At 29.6% G+C, this 25,855-nt stretch carries 18 protein-coding genes and 1 rRNA gene (1 of these 19 only partly in view); 10 read left to right on the top strand and 9 right to left on the bottom strand.

Features of this window, described 5'->3' with window-relative positions:
• Positions 1–72: 72 nt before the first annotated feature.
• The 5 genes from ACU4C5_RS11140 to ACU4C5_RS11160 all read right to left on the bottom strand — a co-directional run bounded on the left by ACU4C5_RS11140 (position 73) and on the right by ACU4C5_RS11160 (position 5,759).
• Positions 73–1,902, bottom strand: coding sequence for a UvrD-helicase domain-containing protein (locus tag ACU4C5_RS11140; protein ID WP_446844291.1), 1,830 nt, complete (start codon positions 1,900–1,902; stop codon positions 73–75).
• Positions 1,899–3,830, bottom strand: coding sequence for an ATP-dependent nuclease (locus ACU4C5_RS11145; protein WP_446844292.1), 1,932 nt, complete (start codon positions 3,828–3,830; stop codon positions 1,899–1,901). Before ACU4C5_RS11145 ends, ACU4C5_RS11140 begins: the two co-directional genes overlap by 4 nt.
• A gap of 546 nt (positions 3,831–4,376) precedes the next feature.
• Positions 4,377–4,727, bottom strand: a complete 351-nt coding sequence (locus ACU4C5_RS11150) for a hypothetical protein (RefSeq protein WP_446844293.1) — start codon at positions 4,725–4,727, stop codon at positions 4,377–4,379.
• A gap of 188 nt (positions 4,728–4,915) precedes the next feature.
• Positions 4,916–5,332: a UPF0158 family protein gene (locus ACU4C5_RS11155; RefSeq protein WP_446844294.1), complete on the bottom strand. Its 417-nt coding sequence runs from the start codon at positions 5,330–5,332 to the stop codon at positions 4,916–4,918.
• Between the two features lie 70 nt (positions 5,333–5,402).
• On the bottom strand, positions 5,403–5,759 hold the full coding sequence (locus tag ACU4C5_RS11160) for a response regulator transcription factor (RefSeq protein WP_446844295.1): 357 nt from the start codon (positions 5,757–5,759) through the stop codon (positions 5,403–5,405).
• Positions 5,760–6,049: 290 nt separating this feature from the next.
• On the opposite strand from ACU4C5_RS11160, the gene ACU4C5_RS11165 reads away from it, so the two are divergent.
• Genes ACU4C5_RS11165 through ACU4C5_RS11185 form a run of 5 tightly spaced genes read left to right on the top strand, consistent with a single transcriptional unit; the run spans position 6,050 to position 13,686 of the window.
• Positions 6,050–7,366: a sensor histidine kinase gene (locus ACU4C5_RS11165; protein ID WP_446844296.1), complete on the top strand. Its 1,317-nt coding sequence runs from the start codon at positions 6,050–6,052 to the stop codon at positions 7,364–7,366.
• A gap of 6 nt (positions 7,367–7,372) precedes the next feature.
• Positions 7,373–9,427, top strand: coding sequence for a cellulose biosynthesis cyclic di-GMP-binding regulatory protein BcsB (locus ACU4C5_RS11170; protein WP_446844297.1), 2,055 nt, complete (start codon positions 7,373–7,375; stop codon positions 9,425–9,427).
• Positions 9,417–10,244: a hypothetical protein gene (locus ACU4C5_RS11175; protein ID WP_446844298.1), complete on the top strand. Its 828-nt coding sequence runs from the start codon at positions 9,417–9,419 to the stop codon at positions 10,242–10,244. The genes ACU4C5_RS11170 and ACU4C5_RS11175 overlap by 11 nt, the downstream gene beginning before the upstream one ends.
• A 5-nt stretch (positions 10,245–10,249) precedes the next feature.
• The gene (locus ACU4C5_RS11180; protein ID WP_446844299.1) at positions 10,250–12,100 is read left to right on the top strand and encodes a glycosyltransferase family 2 protein; all 1,851 of its coding nucleotides are present in this window, start codon (positions 10,250–10,252) and stop codon (positions 12,098–12,100) included.
• A gap of 8 nt (positions 12,101–12,108) precedes the next feature.
• Positions 12,109–13,686 carry a hypothetical protein gene (locus tag ACU4C5_RS11185; protein WP_446844300.1) on the top strand — a complete coding sequence of 526 codons (1,578 nt, stop codon included), beginning with the start codon at positions 12,109–12,111 and terminating at the stop codon, positions 13,684–13,686.
• Here ACU4C5_RS11185 and ACU4C5_RS11190 read toward each other — a convergent pair whose 3' ends face one another.
• Positions 13,687–14,700, bottom strand: a complete 1,014-nt coding sequence (locus ACU4C5_RS11190; protein WP_446844301.1) for a glycoside hydrolase family 5 protein — start codon at positions 14,698–14,700, stop codon at positions 13,687–13,689.
• A gap of 330 nt (positions 14,701–15,030) precedes the next feature.
• Here ACU4C5_RS11190 and ACU4C5_RS11195 point away from each other — a divergent pair, with 330 nt between their 5' ends.
• The 3 genes from ACU4C5_RS11195 (at position 15,031) to ACU4C5_RS11205 (ending at position 17,615) form a co-directional block, all read left to right on the top strand.
• Positions 15,031–15,945 carry a helix-turn-helix transcriptional regulator gene (locus tag ACU4C5_RS11195; RefSeq protein ID WP_446844302.1) on the top strand — a complete coding sequence of 305 codons (915 nt, stop codon included), beginning with the start codon at positions 15,031–15,033 and terminating at the stop codon, positions 15,943–15,945.
• Positions 15,946–16,018: 73 nt separating this feature from the next.
• The gene (locus tag ACU4C5_RS11200) at positions 16,019–16,588 is read left to right on the top strand and encodes a YqiA/YcfP family alpha/beta fold hydrolase (RefSeq protein ID WP_446844303.1); all 570 of its coding nucleotides are present in this window, start codon (positions 16,019–16,021) and stop codon (positions 16,586–16,588) included.
• A 316-nt stretch (positions 16,589–16,904) separates the two neighbouring features.
• Positions 16,905–17,615, top strand: coding sequence for a cupin domain-containing protein (locus tag ACU4C5_RS11205; protein WP_446844304.1), 711 nt, complete (start codon positions 16,905–16,907; stop codon positions 17,613–17,615).
• Positions 17,616–17,686: 71 nt separating this feature from the next.
• Here ACU4C5_RS11205 and ACU4C5_RS11210 read toward each other — a convergent pair whose 3' ends face one another.
• The 3 genes from ACU4C5_RS11210 to ACU4C5_RS11220 all read right to left on the bottom strand — a co-directional run bounded on the left by ACU4C5_RS11210 (position 17,687) and on the right by ACU4C5_RS11220 (position 22,127).
• Positions 17,687–18,604: a glycerophosphodiester phosphodiesterase gene (locus ACU4C5_RS11210; protein ID WP_446844305.1), complete on the bottom strand. Its 918-nt coding sequence runs from the start codon at positions 18,602–18,604 to the stop codon at positions 17,687–17,689.
• Position 18,605: 1 nt separating this feature from the next.
• Positions 18,606–19,559 (bottom strand): alpha/beta hydrolase, encoded by a 954-nt coding sequence (locus ACU4C5_RS11215; RefSeq protein ID WP_446844306.1) that lies wholly within the window; start codon positions 19,557–19,559, stop codon positions 18,606–18,608.
• A 63-nt stretch (positions 19,560–19,622) separates the two neighbouring features.
• Positions 19,623–22,127: a TonB-dependent receptor gene (locus ACU4C5_RS11220; protein ID WP_446844307.1), complete on the bottom strand. Its 2,505-nt coding sequence runs from the start codon at positions 22,125–22,127 to the stop codon at positions 19,623–19,625.
• A 389-nt stretch (positions 22,128–22,516) separates the two neighbouring features.
• On the opposite strand from ACU4C5_RS11220, the gene ACU4C5_RS11225 reads away from it, so the two are divergent.
• A complete protein-coding gene (locus ACU4C5_RS11225; protein WP_446844308.1) occupies positions 22,517–24,361 on the top strand; it encodes a PLP-dependent aminotransferase family protein in 1,845 nt (614 codons plus the stop codon).
• A gap of 714 nt (positions 24,362–25,075) precedes the next feature.
• Positions 25,076–25,855 (top strand): 16S ribosomal RNA (locus ACU4C5_RS11230); it runs 740 nt beyond the window's last position.

Raw genomic sequence — 25,855 nt, forward strand, 5'->3', positions numbered from 1 at the left:
TATAAATAAACACAGAACTTTGGAGTTAACACAAATGCCCTATGTTTTTTATACCTTGTTAGCTGTAGTACTTTATTCATTTAGTTCGTCTTCAGTTACAATTTTAATATTCCTTCCAAATTTCGCAATAATATTTTCATCAGTTATTGTGTCAGGAAATGCCATTGCTAAGACTTTTTTAGGTCTAGACATAGCAACATAAATTAATCTTTTGTTTTCGTTAGGAAAGCTGTTATCTGGATTTGAAATATCTTCAAATAGAATGTTACTAGCGTGCTTTCTATCGTTAAAAAATATTAATACTGAATCTAAAGTTTTTCCTTTGACTTGGTGAATAGTAGTAATTGGAATATTGGATTCAGAATATGATTTTTTAAAATGAATGTTTATTGATTCGTTTAATGTTTTTTCTTTGTTGAAAAATTTTGATTTTCTATTTCGCAGATTAAAATCAACATCATAATCTAAATTCAATTTTTCTTTCATAAAGCTTTGAGTTTGACTTGTCCAATCTGCAACAGTCAAATCAAATCTTGGTAGTTCTATTAGAATCTGAAATAAAAGTGAATTAAAAAGATGATTTTCTTTTAAATCTCTTTCGATTTCTTTTAACTGATGGTAGTCACTACTAGGATTTAATAACTTTATAGAAATAGTACGTATTTCGTTTATAGAGTTTTTAATGTCATTACCTAAAAAACGATTTTTTGCTGTAATAATTTCTTTTGGCAGTTCAATTCCCCAAGGTTTTTCTTCTGCTGTTTTTCCTAATAATTTATTCTTTAATGAATTTCCTCTAACTACAATGTTGTTTTTTTTGAAATTGTTAGACGAGCAAAGTTCTTCATAGTGTTTGATGATTGATTGAAGATTGTTTTCAGAGTATTTATAAAAAATAATTGAGTTGTCTAAAGTAGGATTGTCAACACAATTTATTTTTGAATCATCTGTTTTTCTAAGTACAGAGAATACGTCAATAATATTTTGAGGAGACCTTCTGTTATCTGTTAAGTCAAAAGAGTTCCAACTATTATCTTCGTTATATTTTTTTAAAAATTCATTTGGATTTGCATCTCTCCACTCATACAGGCTTTGATAAGGGTCACCAATTAGTTCTATGTTTTTTAATCCTTGTTTAGCCAATTCTTCAAAAATTGCGTGTTGAATTAAAGAATTATCTTGAGCTTCATCAATTATAATAAAAGGAAACCTTAATGCTAACCATTGACAAATTTTTGGATTTGTTCTTAAAATATGAAGAGCAATAAATGCGGAATCTCCTGTTGATATTAACCCTTTTTTAAACTGTGTTTGTTTAATTAATTGGCAATAATTGTTGAATTTATCAGAATCAACAGTACCATTAGAAGGTGTCTTACCTTCAATTGTAAATGCTCCATCAGGTTCTATTCTAATTGAACTTGGTGGATATGCATAGAAAATACTTCTATTATTTTTTGCCTTATATTCAGGATTATTCAAAGGCCTTTTTAAACCCTCTCTTAATTTTCCGTCTCTACCAGTATATTCATTCTTCCACATATCATCTAAGATATTTGTATGGTCAAGAATTTTAGGTCTATTAAAATCTCGATTTAAGATATTATAAAAAGGCAGTGTGATAAATTTATTTATAAAACTATCAATAGTGGAAACGTGATTAGGAAACCTTAAAATTTTCCCACTTAGTTTTGAATAAGATTCGTTTATTTCATCTTTTGCAGAGTTTGTAAATGAAAGACAAGCAATACCGGAGTAAGAATCAATTTCTTTTGATTGTTCTAACTCTATAATTTTTTGAGCTATTGTAGTTGTTTTACCGCTTCCAGGACAAGCATTCAATATGATTTTACCTCTTGCTTGTAGATATGCACTTCTTTCTTCATTTAAGTCATAAATCATATCCCTTGTCTTAAATGAGTTAGTCCTTCTTGTATATAAGGAGGGATTACAAAAGAATCTTTTGCACTTGTTAAGTTTTCAAGGATATGTATAGAAAAATTTTGAGCGAAGTCAGCTTTTGATGGTAATGCTTTCCATAATAAAATACCTACTTTTCGCTTTTCAGCTTCTGACATAATATCATTTTCGAATGTTTGAGTGTATTCAATAATTTTGTCAATTTTATCTGGTAAATTTTGATTGACATAATCAAAAAGGAAATTATTAAGCAGTTCTGTGCGGTTCTCCTTGATATTATGAATAGCTAATTCATATTCTAAAGTTTTGTAAGAGTGAGATATTTTTATGTTATCTGCATTATTTGCAACTGAATTTAGATTAGCAATTCTTGAGACAGGAATACTAGTTTGAATACTATCATCTAATTCGTCTAAGACGGAATAATCTGTTTCTAACAATTTTTCAAAACTATATTTTGACTTTTTAGAAGATGTAAAACGGTCATCATCCGTAAGTACTGTAATTGGTTTATTTATTCTTTTAGTTTCTTCTCGATTGTTGAATAGATATAAGAAAGGATAAAAAGATGTTCCTTTTACATTTACTACTTCAACTCTATAATCTTCAAGTTCATAATCATCTAACCTTGTAAATGAAGAAAGTAAAAGTTCTTCTGAAATTCCTTCCACAAATAGCACTGATTTAGCGTAAAAAAGCTGAGATTTTGTTACATCTATATATCGTTCAAGTTTTTTCTGACTTAGTTGAAAACCAACATCATTTAATGGAACTCCTTTAGTTGTATCCTGAATTATACCTTCAGCTAGTCTATTTTGAAATTGATGTTCTAGTTTATGAGCTTTCTTATTCTCTAAAAGAATTAGATTCTTAAGTGGCACTTTAGAAGTTAACGTAGGAGAATGGGTTGTTATGAATAGCTGGCTATTATCTGAAGTGTTTGCACTAGTAAGAAAGTTGTATAAACTTAATTGAAGTTGAGGATGTAAATGAGCTTCAGGTTCCTCAATTAAAAGTGCATAATGAGGAATTTCGTTATCTTCAATTTGTTCTTTAACGTCTCCCAATACAATTGCAATATAAATAAGATTATTTAAACCTAAGCTGTTTTGCCATAAATGAAACCCCTCTTCTGTTAGACTCTCTCTATTATGAGGTAAAAATGGTTTTATTGCGTTTACAATATACTCAGTTCTCGATTCCTCTATTCTAAGTCCGATTTTATTGTCTAGGAATTTTTTAAAAATTCCTTCTAAGTTTTGATTTACACCATCTCTAGTACTTATGACTTCTTCTCTCCCAAGCAACTGAGAATTTGCTTCTTTCATTATCTGCTCAATCTCTGTTTCTGTTTTATTTCTTTTTACGAATCTTTTGATAACTCTTCCTAAAACATTTCCTCTAGTACTTAATAAATCACGAGTACTATCTCTTAATGCTCCTAAATAATAATGTTGAAATAACTCAAATGTTTTATAGTCTGCTTTTTGACCATCAATATCTCCTGTATTGTAAGAAAACTGAGGATACTTACCATCTTTTTCTTCATAATTGATTGTTATTTTCGCATAATCTTCTGCTGTGTCATCTGGGTTGATTACCATATATTCGTAAAAAGCACCTTTCTGTGAGTTCGTAAGACCTTTAAAGATATATGTTATTGTAATTAGGCTAGCTTTTTCATTTTGTATTCCACTATCAGTTATTGTCCTTTTTTGATGAAAATCATCAGATGACACTGATATTTCTCTAATTGGTTCTCCAATGTTGTAAAGTAACCTGATTGCATCAATTAAAGCAGATTTACAACTTCCATTTTCTCCAATAATTATATTAATATTAGGGTCAAATTCCGTTTCTACAATTTCAACACCTTTGTAATTTTCTATTTTGATATATGATAGGTACATTCTTTGATTTTAGGAGGTGGTTTGGTATTACAGCTAACTTAGTTATATAGATTGTTGAATATCTTATAATATGTCAAAATGGAGGGATAACGATGCTTTTTGTGTAACAACTCCATTCATATTAATTAGATTTTCAACTCATTAATACGAATGTACTTACTTTATTATAAACTATCAAAATAATTTTTCATATTCAAATACAGTTTAATAATAGTATGTAGTTTACATTGCATGACTCTAAATAGAGCTGTTGTTTTTTAGTAATCATTATTATAAAATGAAAATTACTTTTTACTTGTTTTTATAACGTATGAAGTAATAATAAAAGAAGGAATTACTTTACTGAGTAAAAATATTTTTTATAGATATCTGTACCTTTTTTGTACCTCATATTATTTAATGTACCGTAAATGCTATAAAAATTCTTTCTGTATTGGAAAGTAATATGTATTAAGATTACCCCTTATTAAATAATGCTTTTTTAAGCTATAAAAGCCTTATTAAACAATTGTTTGATGAGGCTTTTTTTTGTTTGATTTGTTGAGATTAGTTTGTTTTTTCAACCATTGATAAAATGGAAACCCAATCTTTTTTATCAGATATTCTTAATTCTAAAAGCTGATGTAATTCATGCTTATCAATGTAATAAATTTTTAAAACATCAAAACCAAATTGAAAACTTCTTGTATCTAGTTTTGTTTTTTTTATTGAATAAATAGGAACTTCTATTTGTTGAATAGTATTTAGTTTTTTGTAAAAAGTAAACTTAATAATTTCCTTTTCGGTAGAATAATTAATTAAGTGGTTAGTCGTTTTACTGATAGATATTAAACTTATTACAATCCACAACGCAGCGTAAAATAAATAAAAGCCATAAAACGCTTTAAAATTATTCATGCCACTATTAATGAGGTATATCACCAAAAAAAATAAGCATACCGCAGGAAATAAAACTTTGTTAACTAATATTCTTTTTTTGAGAGTCATTTTTGTTTTGGTTGGCGTGTTTGTATTAGTAAACTAAAATTAACCCGTCATGTAATTAATATCGTTATCTCTTTAGTGTGAATTTAAAATGAATACGTTTATTTTAATTGATTTTCTACTAAGTGTTCTAATGCTGTTATTTTGAAATTAAACCATGATTGTCTGAATTCTGAATTATCAATTAAAAACTTAAAATTCTGAAAAGGTTTTTTCTTTTGTAAAGCATTTTCTAGTTCCAATTTAAAGTGTGAATCAGTTACCTCGTTAATAAACTGTTTCATTATTTGAAAAGACGCAACACTTTCTATTTTGTTAATTTTTATTAAATCGGCTTTTTGTGTTTCTACACTCTCTAATTCTGTTTCAAAATGTATTCTAAATTCTTCTTCATCCGGAAAGGTTGAAAAATCAGGAATTGCAATAATTTTGTTAGTTTTAGAATTATAATAACAGGTGTTTCCACAATCTAATTCTTGTGCAATTTCTTTAATTATTTTTGCTTTAGAATTTTTCATTATAAATATTTTTATGAAGCGCTTAAATTTAATTTAAATAAGTTATTCTTTATAGATGTCTTGTTTTTGTTTATACTTCAAATCTTTTTATTCTTAAAACAAAATCTTTTGGCTCAAATGGTTTTGTAACAAAATCATCAATTCCTAATGAAAAAGCTTCTAAAACTACATCTTCCTCACCTAATGAGGTTAAAACTATAATTTTAATTTGGTCATCATAGTTTTCTTTTATCCAAGCAACAAGTTCTAATCCAGAAACAAAAGGCATCATAAGATCTGTGATAACTAGGTCAGGTGTGTCTGCTTTAATTTTTTCAATGGCATCTCCACCATCATTGGCTACAGTAACTGTATAATCGTTGTTTTTTAAACTGTGTTTAATCAACTTTCTAATGACATCACTGTCGTCTATAACTAATATTTTCATAGGGTAAAAGTTTAATGTTATATCTAACAAAAATATATAATTACTATAACTTAATACTACAATAGCGTATTATCTTTAAGAAAACACTTTATTTGGCTATGTGATATTTTTGTTGTATTTTAATGAGTATTTCGCAAGTTTAACCGGTTTAAGTAAGGATAATTGTGATTTTTAACAATAATTTTATTAAAAACAATACGGTTAAATAGATGATAAAAAAGAAAGTACTTTGTAATGGTTTCAGTAGTAGATTACTTTAATATCTTTGTAGGCCCATTTAATAGCAAATTTTGAAAAAAGAATCACAAAAAGAAAAAGAATTACAGAAAGAGTTCTGGAAAATTGGTAACACTATTTTTTGGAGTTTAAACGCTGTGATCTTATTTACAATTATTTTAGATGTTATTATTTTAAGTAAAAACTGGTTAGATTTTGTACTTCTAAAATTAATTTTATTGGGGTTCTTTTATTTCGCTTATACCTTTTTTAAACTAAGATATAAAACGCCAAATCTTTTAATTCACTTAACATTATTTTCCTTTAATTTTTTAACTATAATTTCGTTATCTTATTCTGATACAGGGAATAAGGTAGTGTACTCAACCATATTAATCGCTTTATTTGTTGCATTTAATACCATTGCAATATGGAGTATTATTAATAGTTTTATTCAGTACATATTAGTTATTGTGACCTTTATTGTTTTAGTATTTATGGGGGTTATCACAGATCCTTATCAAATTTTAAATGAAGGCGGTTATCTATTTTTATCATTAGGTTTTATTAGTTTTTTCTTTCCGAAGATTAAAAAAAATATTATTATGCAACGTATTGATATACAGATAGGAGCAGATGATAAGATTAATTATCTAGGAAGTGAGTTAGCAGAAGTTCAAACTAATTACAAGGCGCTTAAAAAAAGAGTTTTAAAGAAAGAAAACGAATCTAAATTTTTATTTCAACAGATTAGTAATGATTTAAATAAAATTAATGAGGTTGTAGCCGAAGTTGAAAAGAATCCTTCAGGAGACAATAAGAAAAAAACAGAAAATTTAGATGCTTTAATAGAAAACCTAAGAGATCAAAGTTCTGTTTATTTTAAACCAGTAAACTTAAATGCAAATAATAAAAATTATTCAACAGATATCATTGATGTTAAGGAGGTGTATTTAAATGTATTTAATTCGTTTAAAAATCAAATTGAAGAGAAGAATATTACAGGAGTTGATAAATTATTAGCGACCAATCCCTTAATTCTTGGAAACAAGAGAATGTTTAAAACGGTACTTTATAATATTCTTAATTTCATGGTTATCTTCTCCAAGGAAGATGATAAAATTGAAGTTACTATAGATAATACTAAAGATGATCTGTTTTTTAGTGTGGCTAATAAAACACATGGGATCAACACTTCTGAAATAGAATCTTATTTTAGAGATCTTGAATTTGTAAATTACGATTATAAAAAGCACAGCGATAGTGTGAAAATAGGCCTAAGAATCTCAAAACAATTAACACAAAAAATGAATGGTTATTTTAGTTATGTCTCATCTGAAAACATGGGATTTGAACTTAAAATACAATTCGAAACATTTAAACAACCTTAATAAGTGATGATGAAAAAATATTATTTTATTGTATTAACAATTATCTTAGCCCTACATACAGCAGGATATAGTCAAACAATTGAGCATTTTAGTGCTTATGATTATGCCGATGAAATAACTATTGATGGCGCTAAAGGAGAAGAAAGTATTTATATTCCGGTTAACGAGAATATTGATGTACTAAACAGTTTTATTAATTTAGAATTTGCTTGCTCAAGCGTTTTAGATTTTAACCAAAGTCATATTTCTATATTATTAGCCGATACGCCAGTTGAAACTCGTTTTCTTAAAAATGAAAACCAAATAGTTAGTTTTAAAATTCCTGTAAAACAAAAAGATATTGTTTCTGGGTTTATAAAATTGACTGTAAAAACCAATTTAAGAATTGGTAATGAAACTTGCGAAATTTATTCGGAAGGTGGTTTTTGGGTAAAATTAACCGAAAATTCTTTTTTCTCTTACAAAGTGCTTTCTGCAAAGAAAACTATTGTTGAAAAAACAATTAGTTATACCGTACCAGATCTTAGATACATTGTGTTATCTGATGAAAATACAATTGAAGATATTGAATATGCATCTTATATTAAGTTTTACTTAAAACGTGTTTACGGGTTAGATATTAAGGTTAAAAGCATTGAAGACTTTAATAATAGTGTTATTGATAATGCTATTATATTAATCCCTTTTGATAAATTAAACACTAAAATATCAAAAAACCTTCCAGATTTTAAAAATGAAGATACAGGATTAGTTAGTGTTTTTAGAGATAAATATGAAGATCCTACAACTTTAGATGTTTATAATGGGCAAAACATTGTTGTTACCGGAAAAACAAACTCAGGATACAGTAAAGCAGCTCACTTTTTTCTTCAAAAACACTTATTAAATTCATCTTATGTAGATTATGTGTTTGTAAACAAGCAAGCAAAATTATTAGATGTTCCAAAAAGAAAAGATTACGAACCTATTTATTTTAAAGAATTAGGCGCTCAAAATAACGTCTTAGAAGGTATTGGATATTTAAGTTCAAATATCTCTATACCAAGAGCACATTTTGGATCTAATGTAAAGAAAATGGATGTTAATATTAAAGGTAAATACAGACCTTTATCTGATAATGAACAAGGGTATTTTAATTTATATTATAATGATAACTTTTTAACGTCATATAAGTTAAATAGTACAGGAGAATTAAACATTGCGTTTAATTTTGATGATATTGTAATGCAACAAGAAAACAACTTTAAATACGAGTTTTACTTTATCCCAGAAGGTGGATTGTGCGAAATTGCACCAGCTAATTTTTACGGTCAGATAGATAATGTAAATTCTTACTTTAAGCCAATTGGTTACGAAGAATCTTCTGCATTATCATTTTTTAGATTCCCAGAAAACTTTCAATCTAAACCTTTAACGATTTATACAGATTTAAAAGCAGATCATAAATTGATTAGTTCGGTATCAGAATTAGTAGATATCATTAACCCAGGTGAAGCAGGATTAGCAGGGTTTATATACCCGTTAATTAAAGTTGCTAATTTAGATGATATTACAGCAGATTTGCAAACGTCTAAAATTATTATTAGTACTGAAAACGATAAGTTTTCAAACTTTTATGGAGATTCTGCATTTCTTAACTTTAAAGACAACGCTGTTGAATTTGACTCAGAAGAATTTAGTCCTTTCTTTAATGTAGAATATGAAAAAAGTATGGGATTCAACCAACTTTTTTATCATAATGATTCGCCTGTTATGTTAGTAAATGTACCACAAGATTATAAAGAAAGTACGTTACTATCATTAGTGTCAAATATTAGAGAACAATCTATTTATAACACCGGAAACGTAATTGTTGCAAATGCAGATAACGCTTACTTTTTTGATTTAAGAGTATTAAACGACAATCAAGACAAAACCTATTTAAACTCTGTTTTAGATGGTTTTTGGGGTAAATACAGACTGTTTATCGTTTCTGTATTATTAATATTAGGAATATTGATCTTAGTATTTATCTATCAGAAATCAAAAGAATCTAAAGCAAAAATTAAAGATGAAAACTAAATTTATTCTTCTTTTTTTAATCTTGAATGCTTTCGTTAGTTATTCACAAAATCCATGGTTACAAGGTAAAGGGGAGGTATTGCTATCGCCATCTTTAACGCACTATTATACAGATTCTAAAAGAGATGAAAATGGTAATAAGTCAGACTTTAGTAATAATGGATTTTATAAAAACTACGTGTACAAGCTCTATTTTTCTACCTCATTAATAAGTCATAAATTAAACTTAATAGGAAATATTCCTTATGTGAATAGTACGTATTCAGATGATTTTAGTTTAAATAAAAATAGTGAGTTAGGTGATGTAGAATTAGGGGTAAGACTACACTTAAAAAATATAGGCGAAAGCCATTATTTAATTGGATCTTTAACAGGAATAGTTCCTGGATATAAAAACGATGATGGCCCTTTTACAGGTTTTGGAAAAGCAGGAACTGAATTTAAAATTAATATCTCAGGAAATTCTAAATGGATGGGAATTAATGATAATTTTCATCAGTTAGAACTTGGCGTAAAAAAGTTTTACAGCGGCGGCCCATTTCAATTTAAATTATACGGTTCACAAGGTTATAGAATTACTGAAAAGTTTTTAGTATTAGCCGATTTAGATGTACTTATTTCTAGAGGAGATGACTTTACGGTATCTCAAGAAAATATTCAAATTACACCAGATTTCGATTTTATAAAAATGACTCTAAATGTAGGGTATGAGTTTAATCCTAAATTTTCTTTATATGCTGGAGGTTTTACCGATTTATGGGACAGAAATGTGTCTATCGGTAAAGGATGGCAAGTATTTAGTGTAATAAAACTATAAATGTTATGGCAAGTTTTAATATTAACATTCATAGAAAAGAACTATTTATAGAAACCAATCTGCTTACAAATCAGCAGGTGTCTGAGATTGAAAGATTTAAAGTTAATCTCGATAAATCTTTTCTTAAAATAGCGCTTAATCACGGTTTTATATCTCGTTTTCATTACGGTGAAGTTATTGAATCACTAAATTTACCTACCTATAATATTGATTGCGATCATATAGATAAATACAAATCTTTTTCTGAAACTCACGAGCGTTTTAATCTGTTTCTAAACACATTAATATTCCCGATAGTACATAATGATAAAGTAGCTTTTGTAGTTGCAGATCCTTCTGATATTAATAATATTAGGTTGGTAGAGGAGGAGTTAAACGTCACTGTTTCTGAAATATTTGTAACTAATGAGTTAGATTTAAATAAAGCATTACACCTTAAATATGGAGGAGAGATTTTACATAAAGCGGTGTTCAATTTATATGAAAAAGATCCCGATAGTTGTGCTATAGAAACCTTTACTTTTAAGCAAGTAATTTCTTTAGGTGTGCTGTTTTTAATTTTTTTGGTATTTCTGTATTTCAATTTTGTTAATACATTAATAGGAGCCAATTTATTGTTAAATCTGTTTTTATTATTTTCTATTCTGTTTAAATTCATGTTAACTATTCATGGGTCAAAAACCGAATTAGAAAGTAAAGTAAGTAAAGCAGAGATTGAGTTAATTAAGGATAAAGATTTACCTATTTACACCATTCATTTACCCGTTTTTAAAGAATCTGAAGTGATCCAAAAATTGGTGTGGAATTTAAATAATTTAGATTATCCTATTGAAAAATTAGATGCAAAATTGTTAATTGAGTCGGATGATGAGATGACATATAATGCAATTAGAGAGATGAAATTCCCTACTAATTTTGAGCCAATCATTATTCCTTACGCACAACCTAAAACAAAACCTAAAGCTTGTAATTATGGTTTGTATTTTTCTAAAGGAAAATATTTAACTATTTATGATGCCGAAGATATACCAGATAGTGATCAATTAAAACAAACGTTTAAGTTATTTCAAAAACTTCCAGAAGATTACATTGCCATTCAGTGTGCTTTAAATTACTTTAATAAGAGTGAAAACTTTTTAACCAAAATGTTTACGTTAGAGTACTCATATTGGTTTGATTATATGTTGCCAGGATTAGATAGTCTTCGTATTCCAATTCCGTTAGGAGGAACCAGTAATCATTTTAAGTTTGATAAATTAATGGAACTTGGAGGTTGGGACGGTTTTAACGTTACCGAAGATGCAGATTTAGGTTTACGTTGTTATGCTAAAGATTATAAAATTACCGTACTAGATTCAACCACATACGAGGAAGCTAATAATGAGTTTTTTAACTGGATACGTCAACGATCACGATGGATTAAAGGTTACATGCAAACCTACTTGGTACACATGCGAAATCCCGTTAAACTATATAAATCTATTGGAGCAAGAGGATTTTTTGGATTTCAATTTTTTATTGGAGGAACGGTATTTACGTTTTTAAGTTATCCTGTTTTATTGCTTTTTTTACTGATATATGTTACTTTTAAAAGTCAGTGGATAGAATTACTTTTCCCAGATTGGTTAATTATTATTTCTTTAGTAAATTTTACACTAGGAAATTTAATTATGATTTACACCAATATGATTGCCATTTTTAAACGACGCTCATATGCTTTAATGGTATATGCGTTAGCAAACCCTATATATTGGCTTATGCACTCAATTTCGGCATATAAAGGGTTGCATCAATTAATAACCAAACCTTTTTATTGGGAGAAAACCAATCACGGTTTAACGAAAAAGAAGAATTAAAAAAAGGTATGGATAAAATTAAGTCAAAAAGTGATACACTCGTCTTTTTTATAATCTGGTTTGTTTATATAGCTTGTTTTAGCTTTATAACAACAGTAATACGTGAAGACGGTTATTTAAATTTCGAACCACTATTTATTACTAATCATATAAATACACTATTTGATGGTGGTGAGTTGGTGAAAAACTTTTTCTTATCCTATCCTGTAATAACAAATTTTTTATCCTACCCTTTTGCGTTATTTAACCCAGAAGACGCACCGTTTTTTGCATCTATATTTTATATGTCGTTATTCGCAACTATAATTGTAACTATAGTTGGTAAAGAAAAAAATAAAGTAATTAAAGCGCTTCTGTTCTTATACTTTTTATGTAGTCCTATAACTATATATGCTGCAACATCAGGAACTTCAGTTTATGCTTTTTTTGGATTATACTTTTTAATCTTTTACTATCTTTTTAATTATATTAAAAAATTCACTACCTATCATATTGCCATACTTAGTATCATATTAAGTTTAGGTGTTTTTCTAGATTTTAGAATTTTATGGTTGCTAATTTTGTTATTGTTATATGCGTTTGTATTCAGTATTTATGGTGTAAAAGGATTAGCGTCATCTAATGTTATTATTAAATATGTAAAGATTACTCAGCATTATTCTTTACGTCGAAAATTTAGAGGACGTTTAGGTTCAATGGTATTTATCATAGGTTTTTTTCCTATTACAGGCCTGTTATTATACTTGCTTATTAATTATTTAATGGGTAATGATACCTTTTATTTTTATGATTCTTTAGATACAAAATGGAATGGAAATAGCTTTTTAAGTTTATTAGAACCAGATACAATTACAAACTTAAATAACAAGGCGGTTAACGATTTTTCATTCTTTAATATAGTAATGTTTTTAACACCTATTTATCTGTTTGAACTAGTGATGCATTACAAAAAAGGACTTAAAGTTTTTATCCTATTATTGGTTCCTGTTTTATTATATGTATTGGTTAGAGATAGTATTACAGATTATATGAGTCTCTCTTATTATGTAGTTATTATTGCCTGTGGATTAGCCTCTATAGCAACAACACCCGATAAATTTTTTAAAGCAAAAAAACGAAACTGTTTTGCTTATGCTTGTTTATTTATAGTAAGTATATATGGTGAATATACCTATTTAAAAAAATCATCATTTACTTCGGAACAGGTTTACTATAAAAGTGTAGTTGAAAAAGAACAGAATGCTATTTTGTTAGAATACAAAAAAGCGGGTAGATTTTTAGCCTTTAATACCCCTGAAAACGCTGTAATATTATGCGACAGATCAATTATGTATCCATTAGTTGCTTTTAATAATAAAAATAATGTGTTTATTTCTAACACATCCGATGCCTTTAAAACAGCACTTTATAACCCTAAAGATAATTCTGATTATATTATTACCTCAAATACAAATTCACCACATTATTTCTTAGATAAAGTAGAAGCTAATTTGAGTATTAATAAAAAAAATAATATTGGTAACCCCTTCAGAAGTGAAGTGGTATATTATTGTGATGCATTTACTATTGTTAAGATTATAAAATAATTAAAGGCAATTTAAAATCTCATTACCAGTATTTACTCCAAAATTACCTTTGTATTCCCATAAATAACACTTTATATTATGGGCTTTAAAAATTGCTGCTACATCTTTAAAATATTGACATCTATCATTAAAAGGGATGGTTTTAATAGCACCAAATTCTGTACACCAAATTTCAACATTATTTTGTTGTGCCCATTTTGAAATAATATTTATCTTGTCATTTAGTGAAGTTTTACTAGCCATATCCTTGTAATGATTATAATTTATTTCACCAGGAGTATTAGCTGTTTCAGTGGCCATATAAGGCATTTTAGATGAATTATATGGATATGGAATGTTTATAGTTTTAGTTTGATTACCAACCCAACTAGCACCTTGATGTGTAAATATAAATGGTTCATAAAAATGAAAAACATAAATAAGATTTTTATAAGGAAAAGGTTTTTTGCGAGACAATTCATAAATGCTATTATAGTTTGTAGCACCAATAAGAATCTTAGTGTTTTGATCTTCCTTTCTTATTTCAGAAACAATTTCATGAACCATAGCATCCCATTGATAAGGATATAAATTAGGCTCATTTACAATTTCATAATACACATAATTAGAGTACTTTTTTAACACCCGGCTAATGGATTTCCAGTTGTTTTTTATAGTGCTAAGATTAGTGTGATTTTTAGCTTTATCTATGGTATGATCAAAATAACAGACAATTAAAGTCATGTTTTTTTTCTTAATGTACTTTACAATTTTTACTAATTCTTTTAAAAAGCAATCTTTTGATGTTTTTTCAAATTGATATTCAAAAGAAATAGGCAATCTAATATCTTTAATGCCTTTGTGATGTAGTTCGTCAATATCAGCAATTACAGCTTTGTAGTTTAGCGCTTCTTTATCCCAATAACGCTCATATCCGGTTAGATTTATACCAACTTCAATCTGCTTTTGTTGCGCCTGTATTATCGCACTCGAAAATAAAATAAGCAAAACATAAATTGATTTAAGTATATTCATTGGATATAAATTATTTAAGTAAAGATATCCCTTTTCTTCATTAGTTTAATAACGGTTTGTATTTATCAAATATTCTAAGTTAGTTAAACTCAATTTAATTACTTTATTTTGGGGTTAATACATTAAGATTTTAGTTATTTAGTTGAAAAAGCAAATGAGATCACTTTTTAATGCAACTCCAAAATTCGTCTTAATAAAAAAGTTATTCAGGTATTTAGATAATCTCAAAATAGGGGTTGATTTAACCAGCTCATACTCTTAATAATATACCTAAATATTCAGTTAAATTTATATATTCGCTAAACATATTCCAAAACGCAATATATCGCCATGTCAAGCTTTAAACTGTTTAAAACTCTAAAATCCATTGTCCATATTGTTAAAAATTATCCTAACCTTTCTAAGGAAAATATTTTAGATCGTTTAGAAAATGATTATGATTTTAATATTAGTACAAGAACTTTAGAACGTCATTTTAAAACCTTAAAAGATGAATTTGGTGTAGATATCGCGTATAGTTATTCGGGACGAGGATACGCGATTCCTGAAGACAATGATCAAGAGCATTTATCTGAATTTTTGAAATTTGCCGAATTTCTATCAATTGCTGAATTTTATACAGAACCGCTTAATGATTTTAAAGCCTTCAAAAACTTTATGATTCCTGAAGACAATTCAAATTTTGAAGGTTTAGAGCATATCACAACTATATTCACAGCCTTAAAAGATAATTGTTACCTCAGTTTTAATAAAAAGAATTTTTACAATGATAACTCTAAAAATTACGAGATCATTCCGTTACGATTAAAAGAATACAAAAACCGTTGGTATTTAGTTGCAGGCTTAAAAGGTGAGTTAGAATTAAGAAATTTTGGGTTAGATCGTATTGATCAATTAAAAATTGGAGACCAACATCAACAAAATTTAACGCCTTATAATGAGCTTATTGAATCCTACAATACAATAGTTGGGTTAAATTATAGTAATCACAAATTACCATTAAAAGTAGTTTTAAAAGTGAGTAAAAATCAAGTACATTATTTACGAAGTTTACCACTGCATCACTCTCAAGTAATCGGACCAGATTTTAATGACAATTGGGTAAAAGTTACCTATTATTTAAAACCTAATTATGAACTTGAAATTGAGCTATTAAAAATGGCTGCTAATGTTATTGTTATTGAACCCGAAGTTTTAAAAAACAGTATAAAAACACATTTACAAAATATGATTTCAAATTATTAATTAACAACGACATCTTTTGGCGAACTGGACTCGTAGATTTGTCACAATTAATTAAAATTTAAAACACTAAATAATGCAACAGAATATTTTATATATACACGGATTTAATAGTGGGCCAGGGCAAAAAGCTCAAACTTTAAAAGCTGCTGGTTTTAAAGTTATTTGTCCGCAATTAACCAATAATGTACTTGAGGATATTAAAACATTATCTCAAGCTATTGAAAAACATAATATAAAAGCAGTTTTAGGATCATCATTAGGTGGTTTTTATGCGATGGCTTTAGCTGGTAAATATCAGGATTTGCAGTACCATTTTATTAACCCGGCATATCAGCCGTATAAAACCTTTAAAGGATTTGTAAATACGGTAGTTACTAATTATAAAACACAAAAAGATTTCACGGTTTCTCAGCAGTTTTTAGATGATTTAGAAACCATTTCTCCAGATTTTAATAGGATTGATGTCTCTAAATGTAACTTTTACATTGCTACTGAAGACGAAGTTTTAAAGTTTGATGACTTATTTGAAGATTTACAATCAAAAAAAGGACCATTACAAATACATTACGAAGCACAAAAACACAGATGTCCTGATATTTCATTACCTATAAAACATATTAAATTGCAGTTTGAAAACTCATAAATAAGAGCACAATCTATAGTATGTTATTTGTGTTTTATATCTAAAAATTATTTAGTGAAATATTATAATTTATGTAGAAATAAAACGACCACATTAATTCTCAATTTATGCTTTCGGTTTAACCAAAAATAATTTTAATATAAACGGGATTATTAATCGTTATTTAATTCTCTTAATATTTTAAAAGATTATAAATAATAGAGGGGGCATATTCGTAATTATTAAAAACGAATTTAAAATAAAATGTAGTCATACAAATACACTTTCTATTGTATTATATTTAAAGTAATTATCATTTTAAATATAAAAACACTTTATGAAAAAATTAATTCTATCAAGCGCTTTATTAACTACAATCTTATTTACAAGTTGTGCAGATAAGTCTGAAAAAAAGACGACATCAGTTACAGAAAATGAGATGAAAACAGAAGTAGTAAATGAGGTTAAAAAAGAATTGAAATTTACAAATGAACAGTTTTACGATGCTGAAGGAAAATTTTTAGAAGAAAAAGCTAAAGATGCTTTAATGGAGATGTTAGCCTACCATAATTATCCAATTTTTGATGGTTTACGTGAACGCATTTGGCTTACAGATTATAATAAAGGTAAATATGCCGAGTTAGGTTTAGCTTCTGTGATGTTTGTAAATAACGAAGAAGATAAATACATGTTAATGGATATCTTTTTATTACCAGGGCAAATGTTAGGGGAACACATGCATTTTGCTGCCGATGGAAATCCTGCAAAAATGGAAGGTTGGCTTATAAGACATGGTAAAAGTTATGTTGCAGGAATTGGTGAAAATAATCGTGCCGAATTCCCTCAAGTAGTTGTTCCTCAGTTTCATTGGAATGGAAAAGTTACCGCAAACCATATTATTGAAGCTCACGAAGGTGATTTTGCAAAATTAGAAAAAGTAGAATCTGCTCATTGGCAAATGGCAGGTCCTAAAGGTGTAGTAATTACCGAAGTTGGAAACGTACATACCAACTCTGGTGTGTTACGTTCGGACCCAGATATGAACTAAGCCCCAAAGGCAATCATATAAAAAAGCACAACCTATAAAGTTGTGCTTTTTTGTGTATGATAACTAAACGTTTATTTCCTTAATGGTAAGGCAACGTCAGGAAAATCTGTAATAATTCCGTCAACTCCTATGGCTAACATTTTTTTCATGTCTTCAAGCTTATTAACTGTCCAAGGCATAACTTTTACCTTACTATTGTGTGCTATTTTTACATCTTCAGCGGTAGCTAAAATATAATACGGACTGTATATTTGTGGTACAAAACCTAAAGTCTCAATATTAGTTTTAAAATCATCTTTATACGTTAAATAAGATAGTGTGTAATCAGGATAAGCTTCATGAATATATTGTAAGACTCTATAATCAAAACTCTGAATCACCACACGTTTTAATGGTAATTTACCTTTAAGATCTGCAATTAATAAATCTGAAAATTCTTTTACATTAGGTTGAAATCCTTTTGTCTCATCATCGGGCGTACTTTTAATTTCAATATTGTATAAAATTTTAGGGTTTGTGCGTTCAGCTAGTTCAATAACGTCACTAAGTAAAGGTTTACTTGTTTTTTGAACCACTTGATTTGGAAATAACGGATTTAATGTACTTCCTACGTCATAACTACGCGTTTCGGTATAAGTATGTTGGTAAATGTTATAGCTTTCGGCAGTTTCTTTTGTGATTTTTTGTCCTAAACTATCTAAAGTTACGGTGTGGTTTAACCAGGGTTCGTGCGATACTAAAACCTTGTTGTCTTTTGTGATAACCACATCTAACTCTAAAGTGTTTACGCCAAGATCTAATGCTTTTTTAAATGCCGGAATACTATTTTCTGGAGCTAAACCTCTTGCGCCTCTGTGACCTTGTAATTCAAAATTATAGGTCATTTCTTTTTGTATAGCTACAGGTGTATTATCTGTAACTTTTTCGGTTTGTTTTTGCTTACAGCTTAAAGCTAAAACGGCAAGTGTAATTACTGCTAAATGTTTCATGTTATTTTAAAATTACAGTGTCTATAAATTGAGTTGTTGCATTGTAAACTGATGTCCAATCTTTAGATCTTAAATCGCAACCAATAACGTGATTTCCTGTTTCAGGAAAAGCTATTTTTTGTTTTTCAACAGAAGAAGTTCCTAATTGATCATACATTTTTAGTATTGCTGGTACAGATACTACTTGGTCTTGTTCGGTTTTATTTTTGTAATAATATCCAACAAAAACAGGGCAAGTTACTTTAGCAAAAGTATCTGTTGTCATGTTTTGTTTCAACATTTTAATTAATGAAGATAATCCGTTTACATGATAAATTGTACTCCAATATTTAGCTTCTTCTTCAGGGCGTTTTTGATGTTGAATTTCGCTACCCGTCATTTTTACAAATTGTGCTTTTCCAGCTTCAGTAGCTAATCCTGCCATTTGTGGGTTTATTAAATCTATAAACGGAGAATATAATACTAGTCCTAAAATTGATGGATCTTCCGAAGCTAATTTTAAACTTAGAGTTCCTCCAGTTGATGTGCTTACTATAATTACTTTTTCACCTAATAATTTTCCAATAGCTAAAGCTTGTTCTGCAGATGCTACATAGTTTTCAGGTGTTAAATCTTCAAAACTATTAGCGCTATGAATTCCGTGTGATTGTAAACGCGACATGTAAATATTTGCGTCATATTTCTCAGATAATTGCGCCATTATTGGTTGCCCTTCTCTTTGACTTGCTCCAAAACCATGCAAGTACACAAACGCAATAGGGGATTGCTGTTGTTTGTATTTGTCTGCCCAAATAACTCGCGATTCATTATCTGGTTTTAAATCTGTAATTGTAGCTTCTTTTCTAGCTATAATTTTATCAATTGTAGCTAAAGTCATCCCTTCTGTAAGTTGTTGTGCATTTGCAAAACTAACTATTAGGAATAAGAAATATAGAGGTGTAAATATTTTTTTCATAAGTTTTTTTTTGAAATAAAAAACAATGCACCATTAATAGTATACTGATGCATTGAGTGAGAATTAAAATTTAATTGACGCCTGAATTCCGTAAAGTCTTGGAGCTCCAGAAATAAATGTTGGAATACCAAAAGCTCCACCAGTATTTCCTGCATCTACAATATATTGTTTGTCAAAAATATTGGTCATGTATAAGTTAACTTCATATTTTTTATTGAAAGTCAATCCTGTTCTAAGGTTTGCAATTCCGTAACCTGCTTGAGAGATATTAGGAAGGTTAGTTTCTTCAAAAAATACTTCCGATTTGTAAGTATAAGTTGGTCTGAAAGCAAAGTCTATCTTATCTGTAATTTTAGGGTTGAAGTTAAATCCTGCAGAGATTGAATGTTTAGGTGTTAATCTAAAAGTGTTTCCTGCTAATTCTTGTGGGTTTCCATCAGAATCTTCATCATCAAAAGCAGCATCAATATAACTGTAGTTTGCAAAAAGACTACTTGTTTTTGTAAATGCATATTGAAGCGCTGTTTCAAATCCAAATGTTGATGCATTTCCGCTATCTTCTGTAGATGTTGTAAATTCTCCATCAACAAATTTGGCGATACTTGTTTGAAAATTTGAGTAATCGTAAACATAAGCATTCACATCAAACTGTAATCTGTTGTTTAAGAATAATGTTTTTGCTCCAATTTCGTAAGACCAAACTGTTTCGTCTGATAATACATTTGTTTCTGAAGCTGTGATGTTAATCACGTTTGGACGTCTTCCTCTAGAGGTTGTTCCAAATAAAGTAATGTTCTCGTTAATGTTGTAGTTTACAGCAAATCTACCTACTAAAGATAAAAATGTTTCGCTAGCTTCAATACGCTCACCTCCTGTAGATGCGAATAAATTATTTGGGTAAGCTCCTGTTAAAAATCCTAAGTTAGATGGTGTAGTTGCATCTTCAACTTGGTAACCTGCGTTAATGTTTTCTAAAGTAGCTCTTAACCCTACGGTTACCGAAAATTTATCAGTAAATTCATAAGAAGCATCTGCAAACACATCTCCAGAGTAGTTTTTACCATAATTTGTATTTGCTTCTCTATTAAATTCGTTTAAAGGTGCTCCTGCTAATGGTCCAAATGTTGCTGGATCATTAGGAATTGATGGTAAATATTGTGGTTGTCCATTAACAACAAATGTTGACGGACTTAATAACAACATTCCAAAACTTTGTTCGTTCAACTCAAAAGGAACGTGTTGTGATCCATCTTCAGCAAAGAAATTTACTCCAAAAAAACCTTTTAATTTTTTATCGTTATCATAGCTAAAACGTAATTCCTGACTGGCTTGTTTCCCTTTAGCAACTTCTCTAAAATATAGAGCAGGAGCAGCAGTTCCATCAGCATCAAAAGCTTCGTCTGAATCAAAATTTCTATAAGCTGTTGTAGATGTTAAATCCCATGCGTCATTAAAACGGTGTTTTAAAATTGCAGTAACTCCATATACAGTTCTGTCTAATCCTAATTCTTCACCACGTTCAAGATCTGCAAAGGTAAACGGACTCACATCTCCACCAGCAGGTGCGTATGTACCACTTTTAAAAGCTGTTCCTGGAGGAGTGTCTTTTTGCCAGTTTGCAATTACATCTAAAGATGTTTTTTCTGACATTAAATATTTAAAAGAGGCTCTATAAGCTTGTGTTTCTTTTCCGTTTAAATTTCCGCCAGAGCGATTTTCAATATAACCATCTCTTGAGTTGCTAATTGCTGCAACTCTAAAAAATAATTTATTCTCTATTAAAGGTGTGTTAAGATGTGCTGTTGCTAAAAACTGTCCGTAATTTCCGTATCCTAATTTTAAAGAACCAGACTTTTCGTTTTTGGCTTTATTCTGAATAATATGCATCGCTCCAATTTGTGCTCCACGACCAAAAAGTGTTCCTTGTGGACCTTTTAAAACTTCTACACGTTCTAAATCAAATAATTCAACAACAGATCCTCTAGATTTACTAATTGATACGCCGTCTTGAAAAATTGAAACTCTAGGTTCAACTCGCGAGTCACCACTATCACTAGTAATTCCTCTTACTACAATTCCAGGATTATTTACACTCTGAATTTGTACTTGCAATCCAGGAACGTAATCTGATAATGCATCATATTCGTATGTGCCTTGGTTTTCAATAAATTTACTACCATAAGAAGTAATTGCAATTGGGACTTCTTTATTTTTTTGTTCTCTTTTTTGAGCTGTAACAAATATGCCTTCTAATAGGTAAGGCGTTTCTTCTAAAGTGAAATTTACAACGGTTACTTCATTAGTAATGGTTACCGTTTTAATGAGTGTTTTGTAACCTATGTAAGAAATTTCAACGTTATATGAATCTTTTGTTAAGCGATTTAAAACATAATCTCCGTTTTCATCAGATATTGCTCCAATATTTAATTGTTTTATTGAAATGTTAGCTCCAGTAATTGGCGAACCTTGTACGGTGCTTATTTTTCCTTTTAAAGACTTGTCGTTTTGACTTTTAGCCGAAAAAATAGTTAATAAAAAAAGTAGTGTAAAAAAACTTTTAGATTTCATTTTTATGAATTTAGATTAATATTTATCTTGAATTCAAATTATTGCTTAGTTCTCTTATTCATGTTAAAAAGAAGTTACCCTATAGTTACATATTGATTGGGTTTTAAGTGATTTGCAATCATATTACCATTAAATTAACATGTACTATAAAAATAGAATGTAATTAAGTTTCTGACATTTAAATGAATATGGTTGTTACTGAAATGTGTTTGCTACGTTATCTATTAAACTTTTCATAAACTTTTAAAGTCATTTCAGGTATTTAAATTGAATATTTAAATGGTTAATGATTTGATATTTAGTCAATTGTGATTTGTTTTATGTCTTGTTTTTTACTTTTCAAATAAATCTAATTAACGTACCTTGCGGTCTATTAAAAAGAGAAAATTATGAAGGAGAATACAATGTTCAATTATATAAAAAATGTATTAGAGAATATGCCTGCAGGTTGGTTGAAGACTACCACACACCGATTGGATATATATGACGAAAAATTAGCAAAGACGCAATTCTTGCAACAGTTTGAAACTTTATTTAATGATAATAATACATCGGCAGCAGCATTAAACGAGTTGCCAACAGCTTACGATTATATAAGATTAGGTCATCCGCTATCTTGTGTGTTGGAGTGGGGGATCGCCCATTTAAATAACTTAAAAGCGAATAATATTATTAGTTTCGATTCTAAAACAATTCCTGTTTTAGCTGTTTTAAGAAAGAATCTTTTAGAACATAAAAACACACAAATTAATTATATAGGAGAACTTCCTTCGTATTTTGATACTGAAATAATCAAAACAGTATATGGTTATAATTTCGAATTAAATCAAGTAAATACAACTTCTGAAGTTTCAGAATTTAATGGGAGCACTATTTTTCTATCGGAAGAAAACCAAATTGGTCATTTCAATCTAAACACAAATATTGATTTTTTTATCAGTCTTCATGGTGAATTAGGAAGTGTTTTAGTTGTAAATGGTGAAGAAAACGAAAGCTATGTTTCAGATATTCAGCATGTACGTCGTAGAGAAACCATTGCAATGACGCCTGCAAACTCATTAACAGCTTTAAACGCGTTTATTGCGAAAACAACTGTTAAAGATGAAAAAAATAATAGTGTTGAAGATAAATTAAGTGTTGTAAACGCCATAAATACGGTAACAAGTACTACAACTAAAGCACTTGTAGCATCAAGTGGACTATCAATTCAGTATGCTATTTTAATGGGACTTGTTCACGACGCTCAAGAAAATCATAAAGGGAAAGCAATAAAAATTATTGTACCACCTAACTGTTATGGAGGTACAAATGACCAAGCAAGACGTGTAGCAGCGTGTTTAGATAATGTTGATGTGGTTGATTTACTCGTTGATGGAGATAACGATATGGTGCAAAGTATTGATAGCGTACTTGCTAAAATTGCGTCTGAAGATGCTGTACCTTATATTATTGCTGAAATCCCTACAAACCCAAGAGTAGAAGTGCCTAATTTATTAGACTTAAAAGCAGTTTTAAGTGCGCCTCGAAAAACAGCAGCAGGAACAACGGCTATTGATCCTGTGTTTATTTTAGACCAAACATTTTGTCCTAATGTACACTTTTTAGGGGAGTCAGATATTTTAGCTACTGTAAGAACAATATCTTTTGCAAGTGGATCAAAATTCCCAAGTGGCGGACAATGTACAGCTGGATATTGTGTAGGAAATGTAAAAACAATCTCGTTAATCGATAAAATTGAAAAACACCTAACACTTTGTGATAATGAAGCAACAGCGCTTCAGTACCAAATATTAGCAAAACAATTGCCAACAATGAATCAGCGAATTGCCGATGCATATTCTAACACAAGAGAATTTGTAAATTACATTCATGAGGTTTTACCTACAGCGAAAATTAATTTTGTATCCGAAGAATTAGCCTCTCAAGGATTTACACCGTCAGTTTTTTCTCTAGATCTTCCTACAAAAGGAGATACAGATCAAGAACGTGAAACTTATAAAAGAGCTTTAAATTTAAAACTCATCAATTTAATGATTACCCAAATCCCTAACGAGAGTAAATATTGTGTGAGTTACGGACAATTAAAAGGGTGCTATTGGACCATTCCAGCAACATCTACACAAGGAACCACCAAAGAAGGGGATAAAGATTACATTGCACGTGTTGCATTATCGCCAAATATGGATATGGATTTACATAAAAAAGTGTTTTTAAAATTTGTTGAAAGCATTTAAGAATAACATACATATATATACCTAAATAGGGGAGTGTTTATCACTTCCCTATTTTTTTTTTACATCGAACAACTCCATCAGTAATTCATCCAAAATATCCAATACACTATATATAGGATTGATTTTTTTTCTATTGAAAATATAAACAACGCTACTATTAAAGAATAAGAAAACCCACAATTTGTTCACACATTATATATACGTTATAAAAGCGTTAGAAGATTAACAGAAAGCAATAACCTTTGATTTGAGTATCAAAATCACTGTTAACAGGTATGTTTTCTGTAAATCAGAAAACCCTCACAGATATAAAACCCTCACCCGTAGCCATTAAGTAAATAAATAGAAATAAAGTTAAAAAAGGTTAGGATTAGGGATTAAAATAGGTGTATATTTGCAGCCGCTTAGAACGGCAACGTTTTAAAGGAAAGTTCTTTCAGGAAGATGTTTATTAAATGTTAAGATAAGGTTTTAAAAACTTTATTAAAAAACTAATAAAAAACATTGTGGAAGTTAAAAAAGGGTTGTATGTTTGCAGCCGCTTAAAACGGCAACGTTTTAAGAAAAGATAAGATAAAAAGTTCATTAACATATTGAATTGACAGCGTAAGTGATTAACTGGAAACGGTTAATTACAAAAAGAGAATAAAAATTTTGAGTACACATTAATTCCTATTAATTGTTAAGACAATAGTGGAAACACTTAAAAATTTAACGATGAAGAGTTTGATCCTGGCTCAGGATGAACGCTAGCGGCAGGCTTAACACATGCAAGTCGAGGGGTAACATTGTGCTTGCACAGATGACGACCGGCGCACGGGTGCGTAACGCGTATAGAACCTACCTTTTACAGAGGGATAGCCTTTAGAAATGAAGATTAATACCTTATAGTATTTTAGATTAGCATTAATTTAGAATTAAAGATTTATCGGTAAAAGATGGCTATGCGTTCTATTAGCTAGATGGAGTGGTAACGGCACCCCATGGCTACGATAGATAGGGGCCCTGAGAGGGGGATCCCCCACACTGGTACTGAGACACGGACCAGACTCCTACGGGAGGCAGCAGTGAGGAATATTGGACAATGGAGGCAACTCTGATCCAGCCATGCCGCGTGCAGGATGACTGCCCTATGGGTTGTAAACTGCTTTTATACAGGAAGAAACACTCCCTCGTGAGGGAGCTTGACGGTACTGTAAGAATAAGGATCGGCTAACTCCGTGCCAGCAGCCGCGGTAATACGGAGGATCCAAGCGTTATCCGGAATCATTGGGTTTAAAGGGTCCGTAGGTGGATAATTAAGTCAGAGGTGAAATCCTGCAGCTCAACTGTAGAATTGCCTTTGAAACTGGTTATCTTGAATCATTATGAAGTAGTTAGAATATGTAGTGTAGCGGTGAAATGCATAGATATTACATAGAATACCAATTGCGAAGGCAGATTACTAATAATGTATTGACACTGATGGACGAAAGCGTGGGGAGCGAACAGGAT

The organism is Lacinutrix undariae (assembly GCF_052934785.1).